Genomic DNA, 24,438 nt, shown 5'->3' on the forward strand with positions numbered 1-24,438 from the left:
CGAACCGAGCAAACATGACCGAGCAGAGACCCGAAATGACCAACACCACCCACACCACCGATCTCTCCGGCACCTGGACCCTGTCGAGCCTCGACGCGAAACACACCCTCACCATGCCGGTCCCCGGCGATGTCCACAGCGCGCTGCTCGCAGCCGGCATCATCCCGGACCCCTATGTCGGCCGCAACGAGGCCGACGTGCAGTGGGTGGCCGAACAGGACTGGGTGCTGGAGCGGACCTTCGACATCACCGATGCCGCTTCTACTGACAGCTGGTATCTCGACCTCGCCGGGCTCGACACGGTGGTCGATGTCCACCTCAACGACGCCCTCGTGCTCGAAGCCGACAACAGCTTCCGCCGCTACCGGCCGGACGTGACCGGCAAGCTCGTCCCCGGCACCAACCGGCTGAAGCTGGTCATCAAATCCTCCGTGCGGGAGAGTGCCGAGCGGCAGGCCAGGCAACCGTTCTACATTCCCTATTCCACCGCCAATTCGCCCATTCCGAACGGCAGCATGCTGCGCAAGGTCCAGTGCCATTTCGGTTGGGACTGGAACATCGCCATCGCCCCCCTCGGCGTCTACGAGCCGCCGCTCCTCAAGCGGCTGGCGGAGGCGCGGGTCGAGCATGTGACGACCCGGCAGGACTGGCATGAGGACGGCTCTGTCGATCTCGTCGTCACCGCCGCTCTGTTCGCCACGAAAACCGGCCATGCCTCCGTCAGCTTCGATCTCGATGGCACTGTGCAGACGCTGGATGTCGATCTCGCCAGGGGCACGACCACCGTTGAGCATGTCTTCCCTGTCCGACAACCGAACCTCTGGTGGCCGGCCGGTAGCGGCGAGCAGGCGCTGTCGCGCCTCGTCGTTTCCGTCGGCGGCGACCGTGTCGAAAAGACCATCGGTTTTCGCAGAATCGAACTCCTGACCGATCCGGATGAGGCCGGCAGCCGCTTCGCCTTCCGGGTCAACGGCGTCGAGATCTTCTGCCGCGGAGCGAACTGGATCCCGGCCGATGCGCTGTTTTCGCGCGTCACGCAGGCCGGCGTCGAAGATCTGCTGCAGTCGGCGGTCGATGCGCATATGAACATGATCCGCGTTTGGGGCGGCGGCTTCTACGAGCCGGACTGGTTTTACGACCTCTGCGACCGGCTGGGTCTCATGGTCTGGCAGGACTTCATGTTCGCCTGCAATCTCTATCCCTCGACCACGGATTTCCTCGACAACGTCGCCGCCGAAGTGGAGGATCAGGTGCGCCGCCTGTCGTCGCATCCGTCGATCGCGCTCTGGTGCGGCGACAACGAGCTCGTCGGCGCGCTGACGTGGTTCGAGGAGAGCCGGAGGGATCGCGACCGCTATCTCGTCTCCTACGATCGCCTGAACCGGACCATCGAGACCACGATGAAGAAGGCCGCGCCGGACCTGATCTGGTGGCCATCGAGCCCGGCCGTCGGTCCGCTCAACTTCGGGGACGCCTGGCACGCCGATGGCGCGGGCGACATGCACTACTGGTCGGTCTGGCACGAGAACAAGTCGTTCGACAACTACCGCACCGTGCGCCCGCGCTTCTGCTCGGAGTTCGGTTTTCAGTCCTACACATCCATGCCGGTGATCCATCAATTCGCCGCCGCTAAGGACCTCAACATCGCCTCGCCGGTGATGGAGAGCCACCAGAAGAATGCCGGGGGCAACGAGCGGATTGCGGGCACCATGTTCCGCTACTTCCGCTTTCCCAAGGATTTTTCGAGCTTCGTCTATCTCAGCCAGATCCAGCAGGGCCTCGCCATCAAGACGGCCGTCGAGTTCTGGCGGTCGCTCAAACCCCATTGCATGGGCACGCTCTACTGGCAGCTGAACGACACCTGGCCGGTCGCATCCTGGTCGAGCCTCGACTATGGCGGCAGCTGGAAGGCCATGCATTACATGGTGCGCCGCTTCTTCCAGCCGGTCGCGGTCGCCGCCATCCCGTCGGACGATGGGAAGACCATTGCGCTGTCGATGGTCAACGACACGCGGGAAGCCGTCAGCATCGAGGTGCAGACGTTCCTCGTCTCGCTATCGGGGGAGCGCCGCCCGCTGATGGCGGCGAGCGGTACGTGCCCGGCCGATCGCGCCGCAACGCTCGTGGAGCTTTCCGCTGCCGACATCCCGGAAGGCATGCTGCTGTTCTGGACCTTCGAGGCCTCGGACGGCGCGCGAGGCGAGGGGCATTACGTTCCCGGAACCTACAAGGCGCTCGATCTCGAACCGTCCGGCCTGCACCTGACGACGGTCGCCCGAGATGGCGGCATCGACGTCACCGTTTCGGCAAAGGGCCTCGCCCTCCACGTCATGATCGAGGCCGATGTCGCCGGGCGCTTCAGCGACAACGCCTTCGACCTCACCGCGGGCACAAGTCGCACGGTTCGCTTCACACCATCGACGCCGGGCGAGGGCCCGTCGCCGGTCTTCACCGTCTACGACCTGCAATCCTCTGCCGGTTGACGCTCCCCGACGGAGCCGCAGACCGACCCGCATTTCTAAAAAAGGACAGTTCCATGAGACCGCTCAGCTTCCAGCTCTACTCCGCCCGCAACTTTCCGCCGCTGTCCGATGCCCTGCATATCGTGGCCAAGGCCGGCTATACACAGGTCGAAGGCTATGGCGCACTCTATGGCGATCACGACGACAGCGCGGTGAAGGCGCTGAAGGCCGATCTCGACCGCAACGGGCTGACGATGCCGACCGGGCATTTCAGCCTCGACATGCTGGAAAGCCATCCGGAACGGGCCATCGAGGTCGCGAAGATACTGGGCATCGAGACGATCTACTGCCCCTATGTCCTGCCGGAGAAACGTCCTACGGATGGCGCAGGCTGGAAGGCCTTCGGCGCCCGGCTGCAGAAGGCCGGAGAAACAGTCCGGGCCGCCGGGCTCGGCTTCGGCTGGCACAATCACGACTTCGAATTCGCAGCCTTGCCGGACGGCACGGTGCCGATGGACCTAATCTTCGAAGGCGGTCCGGATCTCGAATGGGAAGCCGACATCGCCTGGGTGATCCGCGGTGGCGCCGATCCGCTGGCTTGGATCGATCGCTATGCCGATCGCATCACCGCCGTCCACGTCAAGGACATCGCCCCGGCCGGCGAGAACACGGACGAGGATGGCTGGGCGGATGTCGGGCATGGAACGGTTGACTGGAAGGGCCTCTATGCCCGTCTCGCCTCGACGCCGGCCAAGACCTACATCGTCGAGCACGACAATCCGAGCGATCTCGCCCGCCTTGCCGAACGCTCCATCGCCTCCATCAAGACCTTCTGACAGCACGACCTTTTCAAAGGAGCATACGTCATGACACAGGATCTCGGCGTCGGCATCATCGGATGCGGCAATATTTCCACCACCTATTTCCGGCTCGCGCCCTTGTTCAAGGGCATCGAAATCCGTGCCTGCGCGGACATCAATCCGGCTGCTGCCGAAGCGCGGGCCGGCGAGTACGGCGTCAAGGCGCAGTCGATCGACGAGCTGCTCGCCAACCCGGATATCGACATCGTCGTCAACCTGACCGTTCCGGATGCGCATTTTCCCGTCTCCAAGCAGATCCTGGAAGCCGGCAAACACGTCTACTCCGAAAAGCCGCTCGTGCTAACGCTGGAGCAGGGCGAGGCGCTTCGCGCCCTTGCGACATCGAAGGGCCTCACCGTCTGCTGCGCGCCGGATACGTTCCTTGGCGGCGCGCATCAGCTGGCCCGTGCCCAGGTCGATAGCGGCCGCATCGGCCGCGTCACCTCCGGCACCTGCCACGTCATGAGCCCCGGCATGGAGATGTGGCATCCCAACCCGGACTTCTTCTTTCTGCCGGGTGCAGGGCCGGTGCTCGATCTCGGACCCTATTACGTGGCCAACCTCGTCAACCTCATCGGCCCGGTGAAGCGCGTCGCGGCTCTGGCATCCAAGGCGGCGAAGACCCGCACCATCTCGAGCGAGCCCCGCAAGGGCCAGGTCATCCCGGTGAAGACACCGACGAACATTCACGCGCTTCTCGAATTCCACAGCGGCGCAACCGTGACGCTGACGGCGAGCTGGGATGTCTGGTCGCATCGTCACGGAAATATGGAGCTCTACGGCACCGAGGGCTCGCTCTATGTGCCGGACCCCAATTTCTTCGGCGGCAAGGTCGAGGTCAGCGGCAAGGGCAAGGAAATCTCGCCGCTCGAGCGCTGGGATCACCCGTTCTCCGTGGAGAATCAGGAGCACCCACAGGGTCCGCTCGCCAATTATCGCACAGCCGGTCTCGCCGACATGGCGCAGGCCATCACCGAAGGCCGTGACCCGCGTTGCTCGCTGGAGCGCACGCTCCACGGCGTCGATGTCATGGTTTCGATCCTGAAGTCGGGCGACGAGGGACGGTTCGTGGACCTCACCACCACCTGCACCCAGCCGGCCCCGCTCGGCATCGAGGCGGCGCGGGCGCTGCTGCGGTAGACGACGACGGTCAGGGCCGCCCCTCATCCCCCTGCCGGGACCTTCTCCCCACCAGGCGGGGCGAAGGGACTCGTGGCACCGCGTCCGCTCAATATGAAAACATCACGCATGGCACGTCCCCTCTCCCCGCAAGCGGGGAGAGGGTTAGGGTGAGGGGCTGGTTCACCCACGACGCAAACAAAATCCGCGTGACGGTTCCTGCCGCCGGCGTTCTGCGATAGACCACGCCGACACCGACGAACGGAGGACAAGACAATGACCTGGCATCCCGCCGACACCCGCTACGACACGATGATCTACAACCGCTGCGGCCGCTCCGGCCTCAAGCTGCCGGCGATCTCCTTCGGGCTGTGGCACACCTTCGGCGAAACCACGCCGCATGCGCTGAAGCGCGAGATGTGCCAGACCGCCTTCGATCTCGGCATCACCCATTTCGACCTCGCCAACAATTACGGCCCGCCCTACGGCGCTGCCGAAACGGCCTTCGGCGAGATCTTCAAACAGGACTTCAAGCCCTATCGCGACGAGATGATCATTTCGTCCAAGGCCGGCTACGACATGTGGCCGGGTCCTTACGGCGAATGGGGCAGCCGCAAGTACCTCATCGCGTCCTGCGACCAGAGCCTGAAGCGCATGGGCCTCGACTATGTCGATATCTTCTACTCGCACCGTTTCGATCCCGAGACGCCGCTGGAAGAGACCTGCGGCGCGCTGGACCATATCGTCCGGTCCGGCCGGGCGCTCTATGTCGGCATATCGTCCTACAACTCGCAGCGGACCCGCGAAGCGGCCGCGATCCTCAAGGACCTCGGCACGCCACTCCTGATCCACCAGCCGAGCTACTCGATGATCAACCGCTGGGTCGAGGACGACGGTCTTCTGGATACGGTCGAGGATCTCGGCGTCGGTTCCATCGTCTTCTCGCCGCTGGCACAGGGCATGCTGACGACGAAGTATCTCAACGGTATTCCCGGCGACAGCCGCGCCGCGCTGAACCACTATCTCAACCAGCGCCTCATCCGCCCCGAAGTCATCGACAACGTCCGCAAGCTCAACGAGATCGCCACCCGTCGCGGCCAGACGCTAGCACAGATGGCGCTTGCCTGGGTGCTGCGCGGCGGCCGCGTGACGTCGGCGCTGATTGGCGCCAGCAAGACGTCGCAGATCGTGGATTGCGTCAAGGCGATCGACAATCTGTCGTTCACGGCCGAGGAACTGGCCGAGATCGACACCTATGCCCGCGAGGCCGACATCAACCTCTGGGCCAAGTCGGCCGAACTGGCCTGACGTTCAACGCTCTGCAAGCCGGCGCAGTGCCGGCTTGCTACCTCTGCCCGGTTCAAGCCGGCGTTGTGGAAAATACGCGCGGACGCAGGATTTCCAGCGTTCCGCGTGCGGTCGTGCGGAAGGGGAACTCCGGCGCGGTGTCGAATTCGACATGCTGGCCGTCGGCGGTCACTGCCAGGATCCGCTTGGAATCCGGGCGGTCGATGACGCGCAGGATGACGGCGGGAATGCCGGCGCCGTCCTCGCGCCAGATGACGTCGGCCGGTCGGAAGAACAGTTCCGCCGGACCGTCGGGCACGCCCGCCGCATCGAACAGGATCTCGTTGACGCTGGCGCGGCCGGCCGTCACCGTCGCCCTCAAGCGGTTGGCATCACCGAGGAAATTCATCACGAAGGCATTTTCGGGCGCGCGGCAGACCTCTTCCGGCGTGCCGGTCTGCACGATCCGGCCCTTGTCGAGGATGACGACGCGATCGGCGAGATCGAGCGCTTCGGCCTGATCGTGGGTAACGAAGAGCGTCGTGATGCCCAGTTCCTCGTGGATCTTGCGCAGCCAGCGGCGAAGGTCGCGCCGCACATTGGCGTCCAGCGCGCCGAAGGGTTCGTCGAGCAGCAGCACCTTCGGATCGACCGCGAGCGCGCGCGCCAGTGCCACGCGCTGACGCTGGCCGCCGGAGATCTGCGCGGGGAAGCGATCCTTCAGCCCGTCGAGCTGCACCAGCTTGAGGAGGTCGGCCACGCGCTCCATGATCTCGGCCGTCGAGCGGCGGGTCTTGGAGACCTTCATGCCGAAAGCGATGTTCTCGCCGATCGTCATATGGGGGAAGAGCGCATAATGCTGGAACACGAAGCCGACGCCGCGGTTGCGGACCTCGATGTCGGTGGCGTTCTCCTCGCCAAAGAAGATCGCGCCCTCATCCGGATATTCGAGCCCTGCGACCATGCGCAGGATCGTCGTCTTGCCGGAGCCCGAGGGGCCGAGCAGGGCGACCAGTTCGCCGCTTTCGATCTCCAGCGAGACGCCATGCACGGCGCGGAAGGTGTCGAAGGTCTTGACGATCGTATCGAGGCGGATCTTCACGGCTTGGATATCCCCGGTTCAGTCGTTTCAAGGGTCGGACCCGCCAACGCGGGACGCCGGACGCGGCCGGCGCCGCGGCGCTCCAGCGCGACCTTGGCGATCAGCGTCACGATGGCGAGGCTTGCAAGGATCGAGGCGGCGGCAAAGGCGCCGACCGCGTTATAGTCGTGGTAGAGCAGTTCGATGTGCAGCGGCAGCGTGTTGGTCTGTCCACGGATATTGCCCGAGACGACCGAGACGGCGCCGAATTCTCCCATGACGCGGGAATTGCAGAGGATGACGCCGTAGAGCAGCGCCCATTTGATGTTGGGCAGCGTCACCGAGAAGAACGTCCGCCAGCCGCTGGCGCCAAGCGAGGTCGCGGCCTCCTCCAGATCCCGGCCCTGCGCCTGCATCAGCGGAATGAGTTCGCGGGCGACGAAGGGGGCGGTGACGAAGAGGCTGGCCAGCACGATGCCGGGCAGAGCGAAGAGGATCTTCATGTCGGCCGATTGCAGCGTTTCGCCGAACAGGCCCTGAAGGCCGTAGACGAAGAGATAGGCGACACCGGCGACGATGGGGGAGACCGAGAAGGGGATCTCGATGACGACGAGCAGCAGGCGGCGTCCGGGGAAGTCGAACTTGGTGATGGCCCAGGCGGCGGCAACGCCGAAGATCGTGTTGATGGGCACGGCGATGAGCGCCGTCAGCGCCGTCATCCAGATCGCATGCACGGTGTCGCGGTCGGTGATCGATTTTGCGAAGAATGCGGCACCCTTGGAGAACGCCTGCACGCCGATGATGACAAGCGGGGCGACGATGACCAGCGCCACCAGCAGGAGAACGACCGCGATGAGGCTGTTGCGGAAGACCGGCTTTTCGCCGATGCGCGGCGGGCGACGCGCTTTCTTGTTGGTCATGATCAGCCCTTCACCGTGTAGCGCAGGGCGCGGGTCTGCAGGATATTGGTGATCGCCAGCATCAGGAACGCGGCCATCAGCATGACGGAGGCGATGGCGGCGGAGGCGGGGTAGTCGTATTCCTCCAGCCGGATGAAGGCGAGGAGGGCGGTGATTTCCGTCTCATAGGGCTGGTTGCCGGCGATGAAGATGATGGCGCCGAACTCGCCGAGGCTGCGCGCAAAGGACAGCGACAGGCCGGCGAGGATGGCGGGGAAGAGCTGCGGCAGCAGCACCTTGGCGAAGATTTCGCTATCGCTCGCGCCCAGTGTTTGTGCTGCTTCTTCCAGCGCGCCGTCGAGCTCTTCCAGCACCGGCTGCACCGTGCGCACGATGAAGGGCAGGCTGGTGAAGGCCATGGCGATGATGATGCCGAGGGGTGTGTAGGCGACCTTGAGCCCAAGCGTCGACAGGGCGCCGCCGAACCAGCCATTGCTGGCAAACAGCGTCGTCAGGGCGATGCCCGCCACCGCCGTCGGCAGTGCGAAGGGAAGATCAACCAGCGCATCGACGATGCGGCGGCCGGGAAAGCGATAGCGCACGATGACCCAGGCGAGCGCCATGCCGAAGACGAGGTTGAAGGCGGTCGCGGCGGCAGCGCAGAGCAGCGTCACGCGATAGCTGGCGACGGCGCGGTCGGACGAGATGATCGTCCAGTAATCGCCCGGACCGAGGCTGGCCGCCTTGAAGATCAGCGCGCCGAGCGGCAGCACCACGATCACGGCGACATAGACCAGCGTGATGCCGAGGGTCAGCGGCAAGCCGGGAAGAATGCGCCGAGCCAAGGCCGGTCCTCTTTCTTGTCAGGTCGCGTGGGCGGCGAAGGCCGTCCTGCGGTCGTTCACGGGCCGCAGCTTGGTCCTCACCGGTGACGATGGGGCAAGCTGCAAACGGATGGAAGCCGCGGGGGACATCGTGTCCCGCCGCGGCTTCCGTTTTCCATAGATTGGCCCTGCGATCAACGGCTGCCGTAAAGTTTGTCGAGATGGCCGCCTTCGGCGAACTCTTCCTTCTTCACATTGGCCCACCCACCGAACACGTCTTCGACCTTGAGAAGGCGGATATCCGGGAACTGATCCTTGAATTTCGCCGCGACGGTTGCGTCGTTCACGCGGTTGCCGTTCTCGGCAAGAATGGTCTGGCCTTCGGGCGTGTAGAGGAAGTCGAGATAGGATTTCGCGAGATCGCGGGTCCCATGCTTGTCCACGACCTTGTCGACCACGGCGACCGGGAATTCCGCGAGCAGGCTGACGGAGGGAACGACGATGTCGAACTTGTCCTCGCCGAATTCCTTGGCGATGCCCTTGGTCTCCGCCTCGAAGGTGATCAGCACGTCGCCGGTCTCGCGCTCGACGAAGGTGGTGGTGGCGGCGCGGCCGCCCGTGTCGAAGACGGGAACGTTATCGAACAGCTTGGCGATGAAGGCATCCACCTTGGCTGGGTCGTCCTTGAAGGTCTCCTTGGCGAAGGCGAGGGCTGCCAGATAGGTGTAGCGCGCATTGCCGGAGGTCTTGGGGTTGGGGAAGATGACCTTCACGTCGTCGCGAACGAGATCGTTCCAGTCCTTGATGCCCTTCGGGTTGCCCTCGCGCACGAGGAAGGCCGGGAAGGAATAATAGGGAGACGCGTTGTTCGGGAAATCCGTCTTCCAGTCGTCGGTGACGAAGCCGCCCTTCACCAAGGCGTCGATGTCGATGACCTGGTTGAACGTCACGACATCGGCTTCCAGACCTTCCAGAACGGCGCGCGCCTGCTTGGATGATCCACCATGCGACTGATCGACCGTGACGCCGGGGTGCTTGGCGACGAAGGCTTCGTTGACCTTCTCGAACAGCTCGCGCGAAATATCGTAGGACGCGTTGAGCAGCTTGTCGTCGGCATGGGCGGAAGCGTTCAATGCGGCCAGGGCGGCACCGATCAGAAGGAAGCGTTTCATTCAAGTCTCCGGTAGGTTGATGGCGGCATCATAGGGTGGTGTCGCCGTGTGTCCGAGGTCGGCTATCTCAGGTTGTTCGATCATCCGGGAAAATTATTGCCGGGATGAGGGTCGGGGCAGAAAACCTGTCGTCGTCATTGGCATCTCTCCCTTTGCGGCGAAAGTCGAAGACCCCGGTCGCCGCCTCTGCTGGACACGGTGACCGGGGCGTGTAATCTGCCCTTTGGGCAAGCGGTTTTCGGCAAGGAAACCGCTTTTGGGATCCGGCGCCTGCAAGGGCGCCCGCAGGGAGGACAGACCGGCATTCTACCGGCTGACTGCGACAGGAGGAGAGACAGACCATGGATCGTCGTTCATTTATTCGTCGAGCAGGACTTAGTGGCGCAGGAGCCGCCGCTGCGACCGTGCTGGCAGCACCCGCCATCGCCCAGACGACGCCGAAAGTCTCGTGGCGACTGACCTCGTCCTTCCCGAAATCGCTCGACACGATCTATGGCGGCGCCGAGGTCATTGCGAAATATGTGTCCGAGGCGACGGACGGCAATTTCCAGATCCAGGTTTTTGCGGCCGGCGAAATCGTTCCCGGCCTGCAGGCGGCAGATGCCGCGTCATCCGGCACGGTCGAGGCCTGCCACACCGTTTCCTATTACTATTGGGGAAAGGACCCGGTTTGGGCGCTGGGCGCCGCCGTTCCCTTCGCGCTGAACGCCCGTGGCCATAATGCCTGGCAGTATCACGGCGGCGGCATCGACATGTTCAACGAGTTTCTCGCGCCGCAGGGTCTGGTCGCCTATCCCGGCGGCAATACCGGCGTGCAGATGGGTGGCTGGTTCCGCAAGGAAATCAAGACCGTTGCCGACCTGCAAGGCCTGAAGATGCGTGTCGGCGGCTTTGCCGGCAAGGTCATGCAGACCCTCGGCGTCGTGCCGCAGCAGATTGCCGGCGGGGACATCTATCCCTCGCTCGAAAAGGGCACGATCGACGCGGCGGAATGGGTCGGTCCCTATGACGACGAGAAGCTCGGCTTCTACAAGGTCGCGCCCTATTACTACTATCCCGGCTGGTGGGAAGGCGGCCCGACCGTCCATGCCATGTTCAACAAGACGGCCTTCGACGGCCTGCCGAAGGCCTACCAGTCGCTGCTGCGCACGGCCTGCCAGGCGGCGGATGCCAATATGCTGCAGAAGTACGACTACCTGAACCCTGCCGCGATCAAGCGGCTTGTCGCGTCCGGTGCGAAGCTCAGCCCGTTTAGCGCCGAAATCCTGTCCGCCTGCTTCGACGCCTCCAACAAGGTCTATGCCGACATGGAAGCGACCAACCCGGCCTTCAAGAAGATCTGGGGCTCGATCAAGGCTTTTCGCGCCGAGTTCTACCTCAACGCGCAGATCGCCGAATACAATTACGACACGTTCATGATGATCCAGCAGCGCAACGGTAAGCTCTGATCCTTTTCACCGTTTCAAAGACCGCCGCCGGAGCCCGTTCTCAACCACGGGCTCCGGCGGTTTTCGTTTGTCGTTTTACCACATGAAAAACGGCCGGGGATGAGCCCGGCCGTTCTGTCGTTTCGCCCAAGCCTATTTGAACGACGGCGGAGCGCGGAGGTCGTTGGCGGGCGGTGCCGCGGGGTCGGCGGGTTTCGTGCCGTCCAGCGGGTTTCCGGGCGGAAGTTGCAGGCCGCCGGGGAGGCTCAAGCCCCCGCCATTGGTAGCGAAACCGGGCACCTCGATCTTGATCGTGTTCGGGTCCACGACGGTGCCGTCACCCTTGTAATGCATGACCATCTGCGGGAACATGATCGTCAGCGCGACCATGAGGATCTGGATGCAGACGAAGGGCACGGCACCCCAGTAGATCTGCCCGGTCGTCACCGGCGGTGTCATCTTGCCGGTGAGGCGGTCGAGATAGGGGATCTTCGGGGCGACCGAGCGCAGGTAGAACAGCGCGAAGCCGAAGGGCGGGTGCATGAAGCTCGTCTGCATGTTGATGCCGAGCAGCACGCCGAACCAGATCAGGTCGATGCCGAGCTTGTCCGCCGCCGGCGCCAGCAGGGGCACGATGATGAAGGCGAGCTCGAAGAAATCGAGGAAGAAGGCGAGGAAGAAGACGAGGGCGTTGACCGCGATCAGGAACCCGGTTTTCCCGCCCGGCATGCCCGTCAGCAGGTGTTCGACCCAGATGTGGCCGTTGACGCCGTAGAAGGTGAGCGAGAAGACGCGGGCGCCGATGAGGATGAAGAGGACGAAGGCCGACAGGCGTGTCGTGGCGGTCAGCGCCGAGCGGATCACCTCCATCGACAGGCGGCCCTTGGCGCCGGCCATGATGAGCGCGCCGACCGCGCCCATGGCGCCGCCTTCCGTCGGCGTTGCGATGCCGAGGAAGATGGTGCCGAGCACGAGGAAGATCAGCGCCAGCGGCGGGATGAGGACGATGATGACCTGCTGGGCCAGCCGCGACATCATGTTGAGCTTGGTCGTGCGGTCGATGAGGGCGACGACGTAGATGAAGGCCACGCCGCAGGTGCCGCCGAGAATGTCGGCATCCGCCCCGTAGGTCGGCGACAGCATGACGTGGGCGGCATAGGCGAAGGCGAAGGCGACAACGAGCGCGACGATGAGCGAGGTGACGCCCGAGCCGAGGGTGCGCGCCTCGAGCGGCAAAGCCGGCATGGCCTCGCGCTTCAGGAACGACATCAGCAGGATATAGCCCATGTAGAGGCCGGTAAGGACGAGGCCGGGGATGAGCGCGCCGGCATACATGTCGCCGACCGAGCGGCCGAGCTGGTCGGCCAGGACGATGAGGACCAGCGAGGGCGGGATGATCTGCGCCAGGGTGCCGGATGCGGCGATGACGCCGGAGGCGAGGCTGCGGTCGTAGCCGTAGCGCAGCATGATCGGCAGGGAGATGAGGCCCATGGCGATGACCGAGGCCGCGACGACGCCGGTGGTGGCGGCCAGCAGCGCGCCGACGAAGATGACCGCATAGGCGAGGCCGCCGCGGACGGGGCCGAACAGCTGGCCGATCGTATCGAGCAGATCCTCCGCCATGCCGGATTTCTCCAGCACGATGCCCATGAAGGTGAAGAAGGGGATGGCGAGCAGCGTGTCGTTCGACATCACCCCCCAGAAGCGGTCCGGCAGGGCGTTGAGCAGCGGCCAGGACAGGTTGATGCTGTCCGAATAGGGGGCGAGTTCGACGCCGATGATGAAGAACAGGAGGCCGTTCGCGGCCAGCGAAAAGGCGACGGGGTAGCCGATCAGCATGAAGACGATCAGCGAGAGGAACATGATGGGCGCGAGGTTTTCGGCGATGAACTCGATCACGGGCGCACCTCCGGAGCGACATTGGACGGCGCGGTTTCCAGCGGCGCATGTGTCGGCACGTAAGGCGCGGGATCGTCGATGACGCCGCGCATGATGGCGATCTTCTTGATGATCTCGGAAACGCCCTGGAAGGCCAGCAGGACGAAGCCCGCGAGCAGGATGGCCTTCGCCGGCCAGAGGATGAGACCGCCGGCGCTGGAGGACATCTCGCCGGAGACATAGCTCATGCGGACATAGGGGATGAGGTAGACGATCATCACGAGCACGAAGGGCATCAGGAACAGCAGGTGGCCGAGCAGGTCGATCCAGTGCTGTACCCGGCGCGAGAAGTTGCCGTAGACGACGTCGATGCGGATGTGCTCGTTCTGCTTCAGCGTGTAGGCGGCAGCCAGCATGAAGGCGGCGCCGAAGAGGTACCATTGGGCCTCGAGCCAGGCATTGGACGACATGTTGAAGGCTTTGCGGATGATCGCGTTGCCGGCGCTGACGAGCACGGCGACGAGGATGAGCCACGTCACGGACTTGCCGATGAACTCCGTCGTCGCATCGATCAGGCGGCTGAGGCCCAGCAATGGTGTCATGTCGATCTCCCCCTCTTAAAGCGTGTCGCGATTGCTCCGTACGCTTTAAGCTCCTGTTTTTTCGCATGTCGTTATCGCAAAACCGCTGCACACTTTTGCGCGACATGCTTCAGCCGCTCTCCCCAGCGGCCTTCCCTCGGCCACAGTGCCGATTTCGGTCTTGCATTCAAGCGGTTTGGGCTGTTTTCGGCGTGGTTTGGCCATGATGCGACCAAAGTCGCAGATGCGGCATTGGCGGCATCTGGAGGTCTCAAGTGCCAGCCTCTGTGCGGGAGGCTGCCCTAAAATTTCATGCGTTTGATGATGAATGACTTATAATATGCTGATATAGTTACGGAAATGTAATGTGCATCTTCATTTCCCGTTCATCATCCCGGGCCTAGTTTCCGGCTGTCTCGAAACACGAAGGACATGCCTCATGAAACGTCTCATCATCACCCTGCTCGCCACATCCTTCCTTGCCGCGCCCGGCGCCTTCGCCGCGCCGCAGGACCGGAACGACGGTGGCCGGGGCCGGACGGTCGAGCGGCATTCGACCACGACGATCAAGAAGACGGAGGTGCGCAAGAACCGCTGGGCCCGCGGCCACCGTCTGTCGGCCGCCGAGCGCCGCCGCACCGCCGAGGTCCGCGACTACCGCCGCTACCGCCTGAACGCCCCGCCGCGTGGTCAGCGCTGGGTCAAGGTCGACAACGACTTCCTGCTCATCAGCGTCGCCACCGGCGTCATCGTTGGCCTCGCTTCCAGCCGGTAAGCCATGTTCGCCGCAGCGCCCCTTGTGGGGCTGCGGCGTTCCCTTTCAACGAAAACGCCCCTTCCGTTCGGGCAGCGCCGGCACATCGAACGATGCCGGCGGCAGCCTTAGTCTCGCCCTGTCGGCCATTCTCTCATACGCGGCTTCGAGGTGGAGACAGAATCGCTCGGCGTCGAACAAGGGCGCGGTGTCCCGGTTTGCGATCAGCCGCTGCTTGAGGTCCGCAATCTCTTCCGGATGTCTTGCAAGGGCGACCGCGCGATCGATCAGGGCCTGTTTATCCGGCAGGACGAGGTCGGGTAGGCCGATCGCCGTCAGCAGGCTTTCGGAGACCCGCGACGCGAAATTTCTTCCCCGCAGGGTGATGACCGGAAGACCCGCCCACAGCTGGTCGGATGTCGTCGTATGTCCGTTATAGGGGAAGGTATCGAGCCCGAGGTCGGCTGCCTGCAGCCGGGCGATATGGCTCTCGTAATGCGCCTTGCCTGCAAAGACGATCTGCGTCTCCGCAACGCCCCGCGCCGCCATGGCCCGGGCGAAATTTTCGCGTGCGACACTGCCATCGACGAGGACCCAGAGGAGGGCGTCCTGCACCTGGCGAAGGATGTCGGCCCAGATGTCGATCGTCTCGATCGTCATCTTCCGGGTCACGTTGAAGGCGGCGAAGACGAAGCGGTCTTCGGGAAGGCCGAGTTCGGCGCGCGGTGTTGGCTGCGGGAGGGCGCGGTGGAGCGGGTCGTTCGGCTGGTAGGTCTCGGGAAGGCGGCAGATGCGCTCGTGATAGAAGGGTGCGGACGATGGCGGCGTGACGATCGGGTCGCCGATGACGTAATCGCAATCGATGTTGGTGTTGCTGCCGGGGAAGCCGAGCCAGGACACCTGCACCGGCGCCACGTTTTCGTTGAGGATGGTGTTTCGGTTGCCGGCGGTCGAGCCCTTGAGATCGACCAGGATGTCGATGCCGTCGGCGCGAATTTTCTTCGCAGCTTGCTCGTCGCTCATGGCGTGGATGGGAACGATGCGTCCCCAGAGCGTGCGATCGCAGGTCTCGGCGGTCGTGAATTGGTCGTGCGTATGGCAGTAGAGCGTGACGTCGAAGCGGTTGCGGTCGTGCAGGGTGAGGACGGCCTGCAGCAGGCGCATGGTGGCGTGACCGCTCCAGAAGTCGCTGGAGAGGTAGCCGATCCGCAGCGGTTGCGTGCCGCGTTTCCGGCTCATGCGGGGGCGGGCGGCAAAGGCGGGTTTGGAGCGGTTGCGGGCCGGGGTGCCGTTGGTCGCAAGCCGGTTCAGGCGTTCGTTGTCGCAATGGAGCAGGTTGGCGTAGGGCGTTTCGCCCTGGAGGAGCGGCGGTGTCGAGGTTGCCGTGTCCCAGGAGGCCTTCTCCCAGCGGCTTTCCAGATCGGCCAGGGCCTCGTAATCGCAGAAGTCCCGTGCGATCGCCATATAGGTTGCCTGCGCGTAGGGATCATCTGCCTTCAGGTTCGCCAGCTTGCGAAAGACGGTGAGCACGGCGGGGTCGCGGTCTTCGCCGGCATAGAGGTTTGCGGCGAGATGGATGTGGGCGGGGTCGTCGCTCTCGACCAGAGCCGCCCGGACGAGGTTCGCCGATTCGGGATCGCCGGAGCGGACGAAGGCGGAGGCGACGAGGGCTGCGACATTCGCGTTGTCAGGCTGCAGCAGGAACAGCCGCATTCCGTAGAGCAGGGCTCGTGCATCATCCCCCGCGGCGACGGCCGAGGCGGCGGCACGCTTCAGGGCTTCGGGCGTCGGATCGAGATCGACGGCGCGACCGAAGAGATCGAGCGCATCCTTTTCCAGGCCGAGCTTCTGGAAGGTCTGGCCAAGAAGGGTCAGCACGCCGGCATCCGCGCCGTCATCGACCATGCTGTTCAAAAGCGTGAGAGCGGCGATGTAGTCGCCGCTCTCGTAAGCCTTGGTCGCGGTCGCCAATCGTCCCGTCATAGCATCACGCCTGTCTGTCATTGATACCGGGATGATGGCGAAGCGAGCTTGTGCGAAGCCATCAGCCCTGCTGGGACAGGCAGCTTGCGAGCGACTGGGCGATGCCGTTCATCAGCTGGAAGTAGAGGTCCGGGCCGGCGGTCAGCGTGCCGGCTTCGGGGTCCAGGGTGCCGGATTTGGCAGTCGTGCCTTCCAGCACGACGTTGACCAGCTTCGGCTCGAACTGGGGTTCGGCGAAGACGCAGGTGGCGCCGAGCTTTTCGATCTTGGCATGGATTTCCTTCAGGCGCTGGGCGCCCGGTGCCGTTTCCGGGCTGACCGTGATCGAGCCGGCAACCGTGACGCCGTAGCGGTTTTCGAAATACTGGTAGGCATCGTGGAAGACGATGAAGGGGCGATCCTTGATCGGGGCGAGGGTGGCGGCAATCGCGAGATCCAGGGCGTCGATGCGGGCGTCGAGGGTCTCGCGGTTGGTGCGGTAGGTCGCGGCATGTTCGGGATCGGCCTTCGCCAGCACCGTTTCGATCTCGGCGGCCATGGCCTTGGCGTTGCGCGGATCGAGCCAGGAATGCATGTCGAACTCGCCGTCATCGTGAGCATGCTTGGCGTCATGAGCGTCGGCGGAATCGTGGTCATGAGCGGCTTCGGCCTCGTCGCCATCGTCATGCGGCTCGAACGGGCCGCCTTCGCGCTGCGGCAGCTTTTCGACGCCCGGCGCTTCTTCGAGCGCGACGATGGTGGCTTTGGAGCCCAGCGTTTCCAGCGGCTTCTCCAGAAAATGCTCCATGCCTTCGCCCATCCAGAAGACGACATTGGCCTTCTGGAGCGCCGAAGCATTGGAGGGCTTCATGTTGTAGGTGTGGGGGGAGGCAGCGCCTTCCACGATCAGCTTCGGCTCGCCGACGCCGGCCATGATGGAGGCGACGAGCGAGTGGATCGGCTTGATGGAGACCACCACATCGGGTGTCTGGGCGTGGGCCGTGCCGGCTGCGAGGAATGCGGTGGCGGCGAGGATCAGCGAGGCGCGAGGGGACATGGAGAAGCTCCTGTAGGGTTCATGCGGGGTCCAATCGTCTCACGAGCGACGAAGACGTCGCGGCTGGCGGGGCGGTCGGGCCGTTTGTTCGGGCAAGACGTCGGCGGTGGTCAGGGAGGATACCGGCGGCTTGTATTCTCAATGTTATGTTATTACATCAATTGCGTTATGCTATAACGTGTGGCATAGCCGCTGGCAACAGGGTCCTCCGGGAAATTTCCGATGTCCGAAACCGACGCTCATTCGCACACCGCGCCTGCCGTATCCCGTACGGGTGCGCCCGCGCGTACTGCTAACGACGCGCTCGTGACGCTGCGCGAGGTGGGCATTCGCCGGAGCGGGCGGTGGCTGGTGCGGGGCGTCGATTTTTCCGTCTCGCGCGGCGAGATCGTGACGCTGATCGGGCCGAACGGCTCGGGGAAATCCACCACCGCGAAGACGGCGATCGGCGTGATGAAGCCGGACGAGGGGCGCGTGGAGAAGATCGGCGGCCTGAAGGTCGGCTATGTCCCGCAGAAACTTTCCATCGACTGGACGCTGCCGCTGACCGTGGAGCGGCTGATGACGCTGACCGGGCCGCTGAAAAGCGCCGAGATTGCCGAGGCGCTGTCGTCCACGGGTATCCTGCATCTGGCGCGGGCGGAGGTGCAGCATCTCTCCGGCGGCGAGTTTCAGCGGGCGCTGCTGGCACGGGCCATCGCCCGCCGGCCGGACCTGCTGGTGCTGGACGAACCGGTGCAGGGCGTGGATTTTTCCGGCGAGATCGCGCTCTACGATCTGATCAAGACCATTCGCAATAGAACCGGCTGCGGCATTCTGCTGATTTCGCACGACCTGCATGTGGTTATGGCGGAAACGGACACGGTGATCTGCCTCAACGGGCATGTCTGCTGCCGCGGCACGCCGCAGGCGGTGAGCCAGAGCCCGGAATATCAGCGCCTGTTCGGCGTAAAAGCTGCACAAACTCTTGCTGTCTACAATCACGATCATGACCACACCCATCTGCCCGACGGCCGCGTCCTGCATGCGGACGGAAGCCTGACGGACCATTGCCATCCGGATGACGGCCATCACAGGGACGACCATCACGTGGATGATACGGCCGTTCCGGACCACGTGCATGACGAAAGCTGCGGATGCGGCCACAGCCAGATCCGCCTGAAGCGGCTCGAACCGGGGAAGCGCGACCGTGCTTGACGATTTCTTCATCCGCGCCCTCATTGCCGGCGTCGGCCTGGCCATCACGGTCGGGCCGCTCGGCTGCTTCGTGGTCTGGCGCCGCATGGCCTATTTCGGCGACACCATGGCGCATTCCGCGCTGCTCGGCGTTGCGCTCTCTTTGCTGCTTGACCTGAACCTGATGGTCAGCGTGTTCATCGTTGCGGCGATGGTCTCGCTGCTGCTGCTGGCGCTGCAGAAGCGCGGCGGGCTTTCGACCGATGCGCTGCTCGGCATTCTCTCGCATTCCTCGCTGTCGATCGGCCTGGTCATCGTCGCCTTCATGACCTGGGTGCGGATCGACCTCGTCGGGTTCCTGTTCGGCGATATTCTCGCCGTGTCGGAAGCCGATATCGACATCGTCTGGGGCGGGGGCATTCTCGTGCTGATGGCGCTGGTCATGCTCTGGCGGCCGCTGCTTGCCGCGACGGTCAATCCGGAGATCGCGGAGGCCGAGGGGCTGCATCCGGAGCGGTCGCGGCTGTTCTTCATGCTGCTGATGGCGCTGGTCATCGCCATTGCCATGAAGATCGTCGGCATTCTGCTGATCACCTCGCTGCTCATCATTCCCGCCGCCACGGCGCGCCGCTTTTCGGCCTCGCCCGAGATCATGGCGGTGTTCGCCTCGCTGATCGGCGCGGTGGCGGTGGTCGGCGGGCTGTTCGGCTCGCTGCATTTCGATACGCCGTCCGGCCCGTCGATCGTGGTTGCCGCCGTCGTCATCTTCGTCCTCAGCCTGCTGCCGATCGGCCGGCGCGGGCGGGACGGCACGCCGTTTTCACCGCCGGGAGGACATCACTGATGGAGCCGCGCAAGCTGACCCGCAACCAGACGCTCGTTCTGGAGACGCTGACCCATGCCGAGGCGCCGCTCAGCGCCTACACGATCCTCGACAAGCTGCGCGACCACGGGTTTCGTGCACCGCTGCAGGTCTACCGGGCACTGGAGAAGCTGACCGAATTCGGCATCGTGCACCGGCTGGAAAGCCTGAACGCCTTCGTCGCCTGCACCCATCCGCACGACCACGGACCTGAGAAGGCCGTGATCGCCTTTGCGATCTGCGAGGATTGCGGGCAGGTGAGCGAGATCAGCGATCCCGAGATCGAGGATCGGCTGGCGATGCTGGCGACCAAGCAGCAGTTCAAGACCGACAAGACGACCATCGAGATGCGCGGGCATTGCGGGAATTGCACGGCCTGAGAGCGGTGGTTCAGTCCTCTTCGATAGGTGTGAGCTTCGCTGCGAAGGTCTGCCAGTTGCGGACGTAGTTGTCGGCCGAGGCGCGCAGGCCGGCAATTGCGGCGTCGTCCAGCGTGCGCAGGACGCGGGCCGGGGCGCCGACGATGAGGGCATTGTCGGGGAAGACCTTGCCTTCGGTGACGAGCGCGTTGGCGCCGACGAGGCAATTGCGGCCAATGACGGCGCCGTTGAGGATGGTTGCGCCCATGCCGATCAAGCTGTTGTCGCCGATGGTGCAGCCGTGGACGATGGCGCGGTGGCCGATGGTGCAGCCTTCGCCGATGTTGACCGGGAAGCCGGCATCGACATGGACGACGACGCCTTCCTGGATATTGGTGCGCGGGCCGACATGGATCGGCTCGTTATCGCCGCGCAGCACGGCGCCGAACCAGATGCCGACATCCTCTCCGATCACCACATTTCCCACGACATGCGCATCCGGCGCGATCCAGTAGCGATCCGCAGGCGGGCAGGTGGGGCGACGTGTGCCGAGGGCGTAGAGAGGCATGTTGGCTCCGATAGTTCGGGCGAGGAAGTGGCCTGCGGGGGGTGTCTCCGCAGGCTCTAAATATTAAACGATGGTGACGGTGAGGTCGCCAAAACCGTCTACGCCGCAGGTGACGACATCGCCGCGGTTGACGGCGCTGACGCCGGCGGGGGTGCCGGTGAGGATGATATCGCCGGGGGCCAGCGTGAAGAGCTTGGAGAGCTCCGCGATAATCTCCGGGATCTTCCACGTCATCTGCGCGAGATCGCCGTCCTGTCGCGTCTCGCCGTTGACGCTGAGGTGAATGCGGCCGCTGGCGGGATCGGGGCACTCCTCTGCCACGACGAGCGGGGAGACGGGGCCGGAATGCTCGAACGCCTTGGCGGCGGCCCAGGGGTGGCCCTTGGTCTTGGCTTCCGCCTGAAGATCGCGCCGGGTGAAATCGATGCCGACGCCATAGCCCCAGACGCAGTCCATCGCGGTGGCCGGATCGATATCCGTGCCGCCGGCCTTCAGCGCCACGACGAGTTCGACCTCGTGGTGCACGTCGCTGGACTGCGCAGGGTAGGGGAAGCCGGCCGTCGGCAGGACGAGATTTTCCGGGTTCTTCTGGAAGAAGAAGGGCGGCTCGCGTGAGGGATCATGCCCCATCTCGATGGCATGGGCGGCATAGTTGCGGCCGACGCAATAGACACGACGAACGGGAAACCCGGCCTCGCTGCCGCGAACGGGCAGAATGACGGGGGCGGGGGCGGGAATTACGGTGTTCATGGCAATCCGGATGCTGGTGATGACAGCGGCAGGATAGCACCCGCGAGAGGCGGCGGGGAAGACGGTGCAGTGATTTCGCGGTGTGGGAGCGTGAGGTGAGGCCGGTCGCTCCGGGATTTTCGCATCAGCATGCGTCTCGCCGCAAGCGAACCTTGCCGGCCGGCGCTGTCGTTCACCTCAGCGGCAGGCGTAGGCCTGGAGCTGGGCGCGGTTGATGAAGGGGCCGCCGCTGCGGGTCTTGCGGTCCGGATCGGTATATTCGAGGCTCGGCACATCGGGGAGGGCTAAGGCCTGGCGCACCGTCATGATGCCGACATCGCGGCGGTCCGTGCCACGCTTCACGCTGACTTCGACAATGCGGTACAGATTTTCCTCGACCATGACGTTCTCCCTCTGCCTCTTTTTTGCGATCCATCTTCTGCGACTCAGGCATTTGCGGCTGTGAAGCGGGTTTTTATGAGGCACCTCACGATGAGCTTGCCAGAAATGATCCGATGCAACCAGAGAAAATTTCGCAAAATCGAAAATAAGCCTGTCATGCAAAGCAAATTTTGCCCCGATATGCTGCACTGCGAAAACAGAATGCCCTGGAACCGAGGTTTATTTCGGCGCTGCGGAACAAAAATCCTTCCCGGACCCTTCTTAAGGGATACCTCACTCAACCCCGGAGCAGCGAAATGTCCGACATCAAGACAGGGTTTACCGGCGAACTGGAAGACAAGACGACCGTGGCCGCGAATGTGAAGCGCGCAACCGCCGCCGTTCAGCGCGAGGCCGGCGCCGTGGTCGCCTCGGCGCAGGATCACCGGGCGGCGACCGGGTCGGTGCTGCTGCTGGTCGGGGCTGCAGCCTTTGTCGCCGGCTATCTGCTGGGCACAGGACAGCGCCGGGATACGCTGCTTTCGCGGTACTGGCGATAGCGTTTTCGTCGGCGGCAAACGGGTTTGCCGCGGTATGGCGAAGGGCTGACCCGAGCAACGGCAGAAAATCTCATCCCCCATCTTGTTTTTGCTGCAATGCAATATTATCTTGAATTTACCGAAGCACTCATCCTCCTCCCGGGTGCTTCGAGAGATCCGGGTCACCTCCTCCCGACCCGTGGATCCTTTCATAAAGCCTGCCGCACCTCCTCCCGCGGCAGGCTTTTTTCTTTTGCGGCAAGCGATGGGCGCATGCCTGTCGGGATGCCGGCTCTTGGCGCAATGCGCGCTGAGGGGTATTGGAAGGGCGGCAGGCTCGGTTGGCCTGTGGCCTTTGCGCCCCGCGGGCGTCTTCCGCCCGGCGATCCTTTCAGATGACGAGACGGCACCATGACGGACATTGAGAACGCTTCCGAGACCACGCAGGCCCGCATGTTTGCGCTCCCGGTGTTCGCCGTGGCCCCGATGATCGATTGGACTGACCGCCATTATCGCTATTTCGCGCGCCAGCTGTCGGCGCATGCGCTGCTCTACACTGAGATGATCGTCGCCGATGCGGTGTTGCGGGGGGATCGGGAGCGGTTGTTGCGGTGCTCGGTCGCGGAGACGCCGGTGGCGTTGCAGCTGGGGGGCAATGATCCGGAGAAGCTGGCGGAGGCGGCACGGATCGGGGTGGGGTTCGGCTATAGCGAGATCAACATGAATGTCGGCTGCCCGTCAGACCGGGTGCAATCCGGCACGTTCGGCGCCTGCTTGATGCGGGAGCCCGAGGTGGTGGCGGACTGCGTGGCGGCGATGAAGGCGGCGGTGTCCGTGCCCGTGACGGTGAAATGCCGGATCGGCGTCGACGATCAGGAGCCGGAGATCGCGCTGCGCGCGCTGCTCGACCGCGTGCGGGCGGCGGGCGTCGACGGCGTGTGGGTGCATGCGCGCAAGGCCTGGCTGCAGGGGCTTTCGCCCAAGGAGAATCGCGACATTCCGCCGCTCGACTATGCTCTGGTGCACCGGATCAAGGCGGAGAATCCCGACCTTTTCATCGGCATCAATGGCGGGCTTCACACGCTGGGTGATGCCGTATCGCAGCTTCGTCATCCCGAGACGCCTCTTGCTCTCGACGGCGTGATGCTTGGCCGGGCGGCCTATCATGATAGCGCGGTGCTGACGGGCGTGGATGGGGCTTTTCCGCATCCGTTGACCGGGGCGGCGCCCGTGGCTGTCGATCCGGGCGAGTTCACCGAGGCGGGGCATCGGCGGTCTGCGGATTTCTGGTGCGGCGTGCGGGATGCGATGATGGCCTATGCGGCGGGGCACATCGCGGCCGGCGGGCGGCTGGTGCATGTGACGCGGCATATGGTTGGGCTGTTTCAGGGCTGGCCGGGGGCGCGGCGGTATCGGCAGATCCTCTCGGCCGATGCGACGCGGGCGGGAGCCGGGCCGGAGGTGATCGCGGCGGCGTTTGCTGCGGTGCTCTCCGTTGCAGGTTCTGGTGCCGAAGAGCGCGACGCGGCGGAGTGATTTCAAAGAGCGGTAAAAGAAAGGGGACTGCGGTTTCCGAACCTTTGAGGCTCAGTCTACCTTGCGCATGCCGACCGGGGAGATGGTCGCGCTGATTTTTTTCGATGCAATGCATGCCCGAAACACGGGGCGTGTCCACCAACAGAAACGGCGCCACTGGGGCGCCGTTTCCGGATGTCGTCAGCGGCAGATTATGCGGCGCTGATGTTGACGGCCTTGGGGCCCTTGCCCATGCGATCCGGCTCGGTGTCGAAGGTGACCTGCTGGCCGTCCTTCAGCGTCTGGAGGCCGGCGGCCTGGAGAGCGGAGATGTGAACGAATACGTCCTTCGCGCCGCCTTCCGGAGTGATGAAACCAAAACCCTTGTCCTGGTTGAAGAATTTTACGATGCCTTTGGTGGCCATGGGGGATGTCCTCTGGTCTTCCCTTGAAGTGGTAACCGCACCCCCGGTGCCGGGGAGGCGGGCGGTCATGCGTGTCGAAACAGGACACGCCGTCTGGATGTCACGTACGGGAGCAAAGAACGTCTACGCCCATGGGAGCCGCAAGGCCGTGTCGGCCATCCGCCCCATGCTGCCGTTCGGCCGTGTCCACAGCGGATCTCCCCACCGGAACGCCGCCGAGCGGCACAACCACATCAGTCCAGTCTCCGGGATGAACAGCCCGAACGGTATATTTCTGCCAGCAAATACGCGCCTTGGCAAGCGGCTCCGGATGGGGACGGATGAGAGAAAAAGGCCGGGCCTCCACATTTTCGTCGGATGCATGGCGGAGTGTCCCGAAGCGGTGCACAGCGGCAGGTCTGCGGCGCTCTAAGGGTTGATGCCGGCGGCCGGGGCGGGTACTGCAAGGGTGGCCGACACTGTATGAAAAAACCCGTGACATTTTGAAAGACGGGCAGACTGGCCGATGCGGCGAGAGGATT

At 64.1% G+C, this 24,438-nt stretch carries 23 protein-coding genes; 11 read left to right on the forward strand and 12 right to left on the reverse strand.

What is annotated here, in order from left to right:
* Positions 1-14 precede the first annotated feature (14 nt).
* From C8J33_RS03005 to mgrA, 4 genes are all read left to right on the forward strand, one after another.
* Positions 15-2,483 (forward strand): glycoside hydrolase family 2 protein, encoded by a 2,469-nt coding sequence (locus tag C8J33_RS03005; RefSeq protein ID WP_245507046.1) that lies wholly within the window; start codon positions 15-17, stop codon positions 2,481-2,483.
* A gap of 53 nt (positions 2,484-2,536) precedes the next feature.
* Positions 2,537-3,298, forward strand: a complete 762-nt coding sequence (locus tag C8J33_RS03010; protein WP_132663094.1) for a sugar phosphate isomerase/epimerase family protein — start codon at positions 2,537-2,539, stop codon at positions 3,296-3,298.
* A gap of 30 nt (positions 3,299-3,328) precedes the next feature.
* On the forward strand, positions 3,329-4,462 hold the full coding sequence (locus C8J33_RS03015) for a Gfo/Idh/MocA family protein (RefSeq protein WP_132663095.1): 1,134 nt from the start codon (positions 3,329-3,331) through the stop codon (positions 4,460-4,462).
* A 255-nt stretch (positions 4,463-4,717) separates the two neighbouring features.
* Positions 4,718-5,749: an L-glyceraldehyde 3-phosphate reductase gene (gene mgrA / locus C8J33_RS03020; protein WP_110799084.1), complete on the forward strand. Its 1,032-nt coding sequence runs from the start codon at positions 4,718-4,720 to the stop codon at positions 5,747-5,749.
* A gap of 52 nt (positions 5,750-5,801) precedes the next feature.
* On the opposite strand, the gene C8J33_RS03025 is transcribed toward mgrA, so the two are convergent.
* The 4 genes from C8J33_RS03025 to C8J33_RS03040 all read right to left on the reverse strand — a co-directional run bounded on the left by C8J33_RS03025 (position 5,802) and on the right by C8J33_RS03040 (position 9,704).
* On the reverse strand, positions 5,802-6,830 hold the full coding sequence (locus C8J33_RS03025) for a sulfate/molybdate ABC transporter ATP-binding protein (protein WP_132663096.1): 1,029 nt from the start codon (positions 6,828-6,830) through the stop codon (positions 5,802-5,804).
* The gene (cysW, locus tag C8J33_RS03030; RefSeq protein WP_165929715.1) at positions 6,827-7,729 is read right to left on the reverse strand and encodes a sulfate ABC transporter permease subunit CysW; all 903 of its coding nucleotides are present in this window, start codon (positions 7,727-7,729) and stop codon (positions 6,827-6,829) included. Before cysW ends, C8J33_RS03025 begins: the two co-directional genes overlap by 4 nt.
* A 2-nt stretch (positions 7,730-7,731) precedes the next feature.
* Entirely contained in the window at positions 7,732-8,553 is an 822-nt protein-coding gene (cysT, locus tag C8J33_RS03035; protein WP_132663098.1) for a sulfate ABC transporter permease subunit CysT, read from the reverse strand.
* A gap of 173 nt (positions 8,554-8,726) precedes the next feature.
* Positions 8,727-9,704: a sulfate ABC transporter substrate-binding protein gene (locus tag C8J33_RS03040; RefSeq protein WP_132663099.1), complete on the reverse strand. Its 978-nt coding sequence runs from the start codon at positions 9,702-9,704 to the stop codon at positions 8,727-8,729.
* Positions 9,705-10,045: 341 nt separating this feature from the next.
* Between C8J33_RS03040 and C8J33_RS03045 the strand changes: the two genes are divergently transcribed.
* Positions 10,046-11,152 (forward strand): TRAP transporter substrate-binding protein, encoded by a 1,107-nt coding sequence (locus C8J33_RS03045; protein ID WP_110799080.1) that lies wholly within the window; start codon positions 10,046-10,048, stop codon positions 11,150-11,152.
* A 132-nt stretch (positions 11,153-11,284) separates the two neighbouring features.
* Here C8J33_RS03045 and C8J33_RS03050 read toward each other — a convergent pair whose 3' ends face one another.
* Positions 11,285-13,030 (reverse strand): TRAP transporter large permease, encoded by a 1,746-nt coding sequence (locus tag C8J33_RS03050; protein WP_132663100.1) that lies wholly within the window; start codon positions 13,028-13,030, stop codon positions 11,285-11,287.
* A complete protein-coding gene (locus tag C8J33_RS03055; protein ID WP_132663101.1) occupies positions 13,027-13,611 on the reverse strand; it encodes a TRAP transporter small permease subunit in 585 nt (194 codons plus the stop codon). The genes C8J33_RS03050 and C8J33_RS03055 overlap by 4 nt, the downstream gene beginning before the upstream one ends.
* Positions 13,612-14,029: 418 nt before the next feature.
* Here C8J33_RS03055 and C8J33_RS03060 point away from each other — a divergent pair, with 418 nt between their 5' ends.
* Complete coding sequence (locus C8J33_RS03060; RefSeq protein ID WP_132663102.1) at positions 14,030-14,365, forward strand: RcnB family protein; 336 nt, start codon at positions 14,030-14,032, stop codon at positions 14,363-14,365.
* Positions 14,366-14,410: 45 nt separating this feature from the next.
* On the opposite strand, the gene C8J33_RS03065 is transcribed toward C8J33_RS03060, so the two are convergent.
* Positions 14,411-16,327: a glycosyl transferase gene (locus C8J33_RS03065; protein ID WP_165929716.1), complete on the reverse strand. Its 1,917-nt coding sequence runs from the start codon at positions 16,325-16,327 to the stop codon at positions 14,411-14,413.
* Between the two features lie 61 nt (positions 16,328-16,388).
* Entirely contained in the window at positions 16,389-17,363 is a 975-nt protein-coding gene (gene znuA, locus C8J33_RS03070) for a zinc ABC transporter substrate-binding protein ZnuA (RefSeq protein ID WP_132663104.1), read from the reverse strand.
* A gap of 222 nt (positions 17,364-17,585) precedes the next feature.
* Between znuA and C8J33_RS03075 the strand changes: the two genes are divergently transcribed.
* The 3 genes from C8J33_RS03075 to C8J33_RS03085 are packed head-to-tail and all read left to right on the forward strand — an operon-like array spanning position 17,586 to position 19,781.
* Positions 17,586-18,560, forward strand: coding sequence for a metal ABC transporter ATP-binding protein (locus C8J33_RS03075; RefSeq protein ID WP_132663105.1), 975 nt, complete (start codon positions 17,586-17,588; stop codon positions 18,558-18,560).
* Positions 18,553-19,383 (forward strand): iron chelate uptake ABC transporter family permease subunit, encoded by an 831-nt coding sequence (locus C8J33_RS03080; protein ID WP_110728054.1) that lies wholly within the window; start codon positions 18,553-18,555, stop codon positions 19,381-19,383. Before C8J33_RS03075 ends, C8J33_RS03080 begins: the two co-directional genes overlap by 8 nt.
* Positions 19,383-19,781: a Fur family transcriptional regulator gene (locus tag C8J33_RS03085; protein ID WP_132663106.1), complete on the forward strand. Its 399-nt coding sequence runs from the start codon at positions 19,383-19,385 to the stop codon at positions 19,779-19,781. The genes C8J33_RS03080 and C8J33_RS03085 overlap by 1 nt, the downstream gene beginning before the upstream one ends.
* Before the next feature lie 10 nt (positions 19,782-19,791).
* On the opposite strand, the gene C8J33_RS03090 is transcribed toward C8J33_RS03085, so the two are convergent.
* From C8J33_RS03090 to C8J33_RS03100, 3 genes are all read right to left on the reverse strand, one after another.
* Positions 19,792-20,328 carry a gamma carbonic anhydrase family protein gene (locus C8J33_RS03090; RefSeq protein ID WP_132663107.1) on the reverse strand — a complete coding sequence of 179 codons (537 nt, stop codon included), beginning with the start codon at positions 20,326-20,328 and terminating at the stop codon, positions 19,792-19,794.
* 63 nt (positions 20,329-20,391) lie between these two features.
* Positions 20,392-21,078 carry a fumarylacetoacetate hydrolase family protein gene (locus C8J33_RS03095; protein ID WP_132663108.1) on the reverse strand — a complete coding sequence of 229 codons (687 nt, stop codon included), beginning with the start codon at positions 21,076-21,078 and terminating at the stop codon, positions 20,392-20,394.
* A gap of 177 nt (positions 21,079-21,255) precedes the next feature.
* A complete protein-coding gene (locus C8J33_RS03100) occupies positions 21,256-21,459 on the reverse strand; it encodes a hypothetical protein (RefSeq protein ID WP_110799069.1) in 204 nt (67 codons plus the stop codon).
* Positions 21,460-21,755: 296 nt separating this feature from the next.
* Here C8J33_RS03100 and C8J33_RS03105 point away from each other — a divergent pair, with 296 nt between their 5' ends.
* Positions 21,756-21,998, forward strand: coding sequence for a hypothetical protein (locus C8J33_RS03105; protein ID WP_132663109.1), 243 nt, complete (start codon positions 21,756-21,758; stop codon positions 21,996-21,998).
* Between the two features lie 390 nt (positions 21,999-22,388).
* Positions 22,389-23,513 (forward strand): tRNA dihydrouridine(20/20a) synthase DusA, encoded by a 1,125-nt coding sequence (gene dusA, locus C8J33_RS03110; RefSeq protein WP_132663110.1) that lies wholly within the window; start codon positions 22,389-22,391, stop codon positions 23,511-23,513.
* A 191-nt stretch (positions 23,514-23,704) separates the two neighbouring features.
* On the opposite strand, the gene C8J33_RS03115 is transcribed toward dusA, so the two are convergent.
* Positions 23,705-23,917: a cold-shock protein gene (locus tag C8J33_RS03115; protein WP_092984081.1), complete on the reverse strand. Its 213-nt coding sequence runs from the start codon at positions 23,915-23,917 to the stop codon at positions 23,705-23,707.
* Positions 23,918-24,438 lie beyond the last annotated feature (521 nt).

Origin of the sequence: Rhizobium sp. PP-CC-3G-465, assembly GCF_004343445.1 — a bacterium.
Classification (GTDB): domain Bacteria; phylum Pseudomonadota; class Alphaproteobacteria; order Rhizobiales; family Rhizobiaceae; genus Ferranicluibacter; species Ferranicluibacter rubi.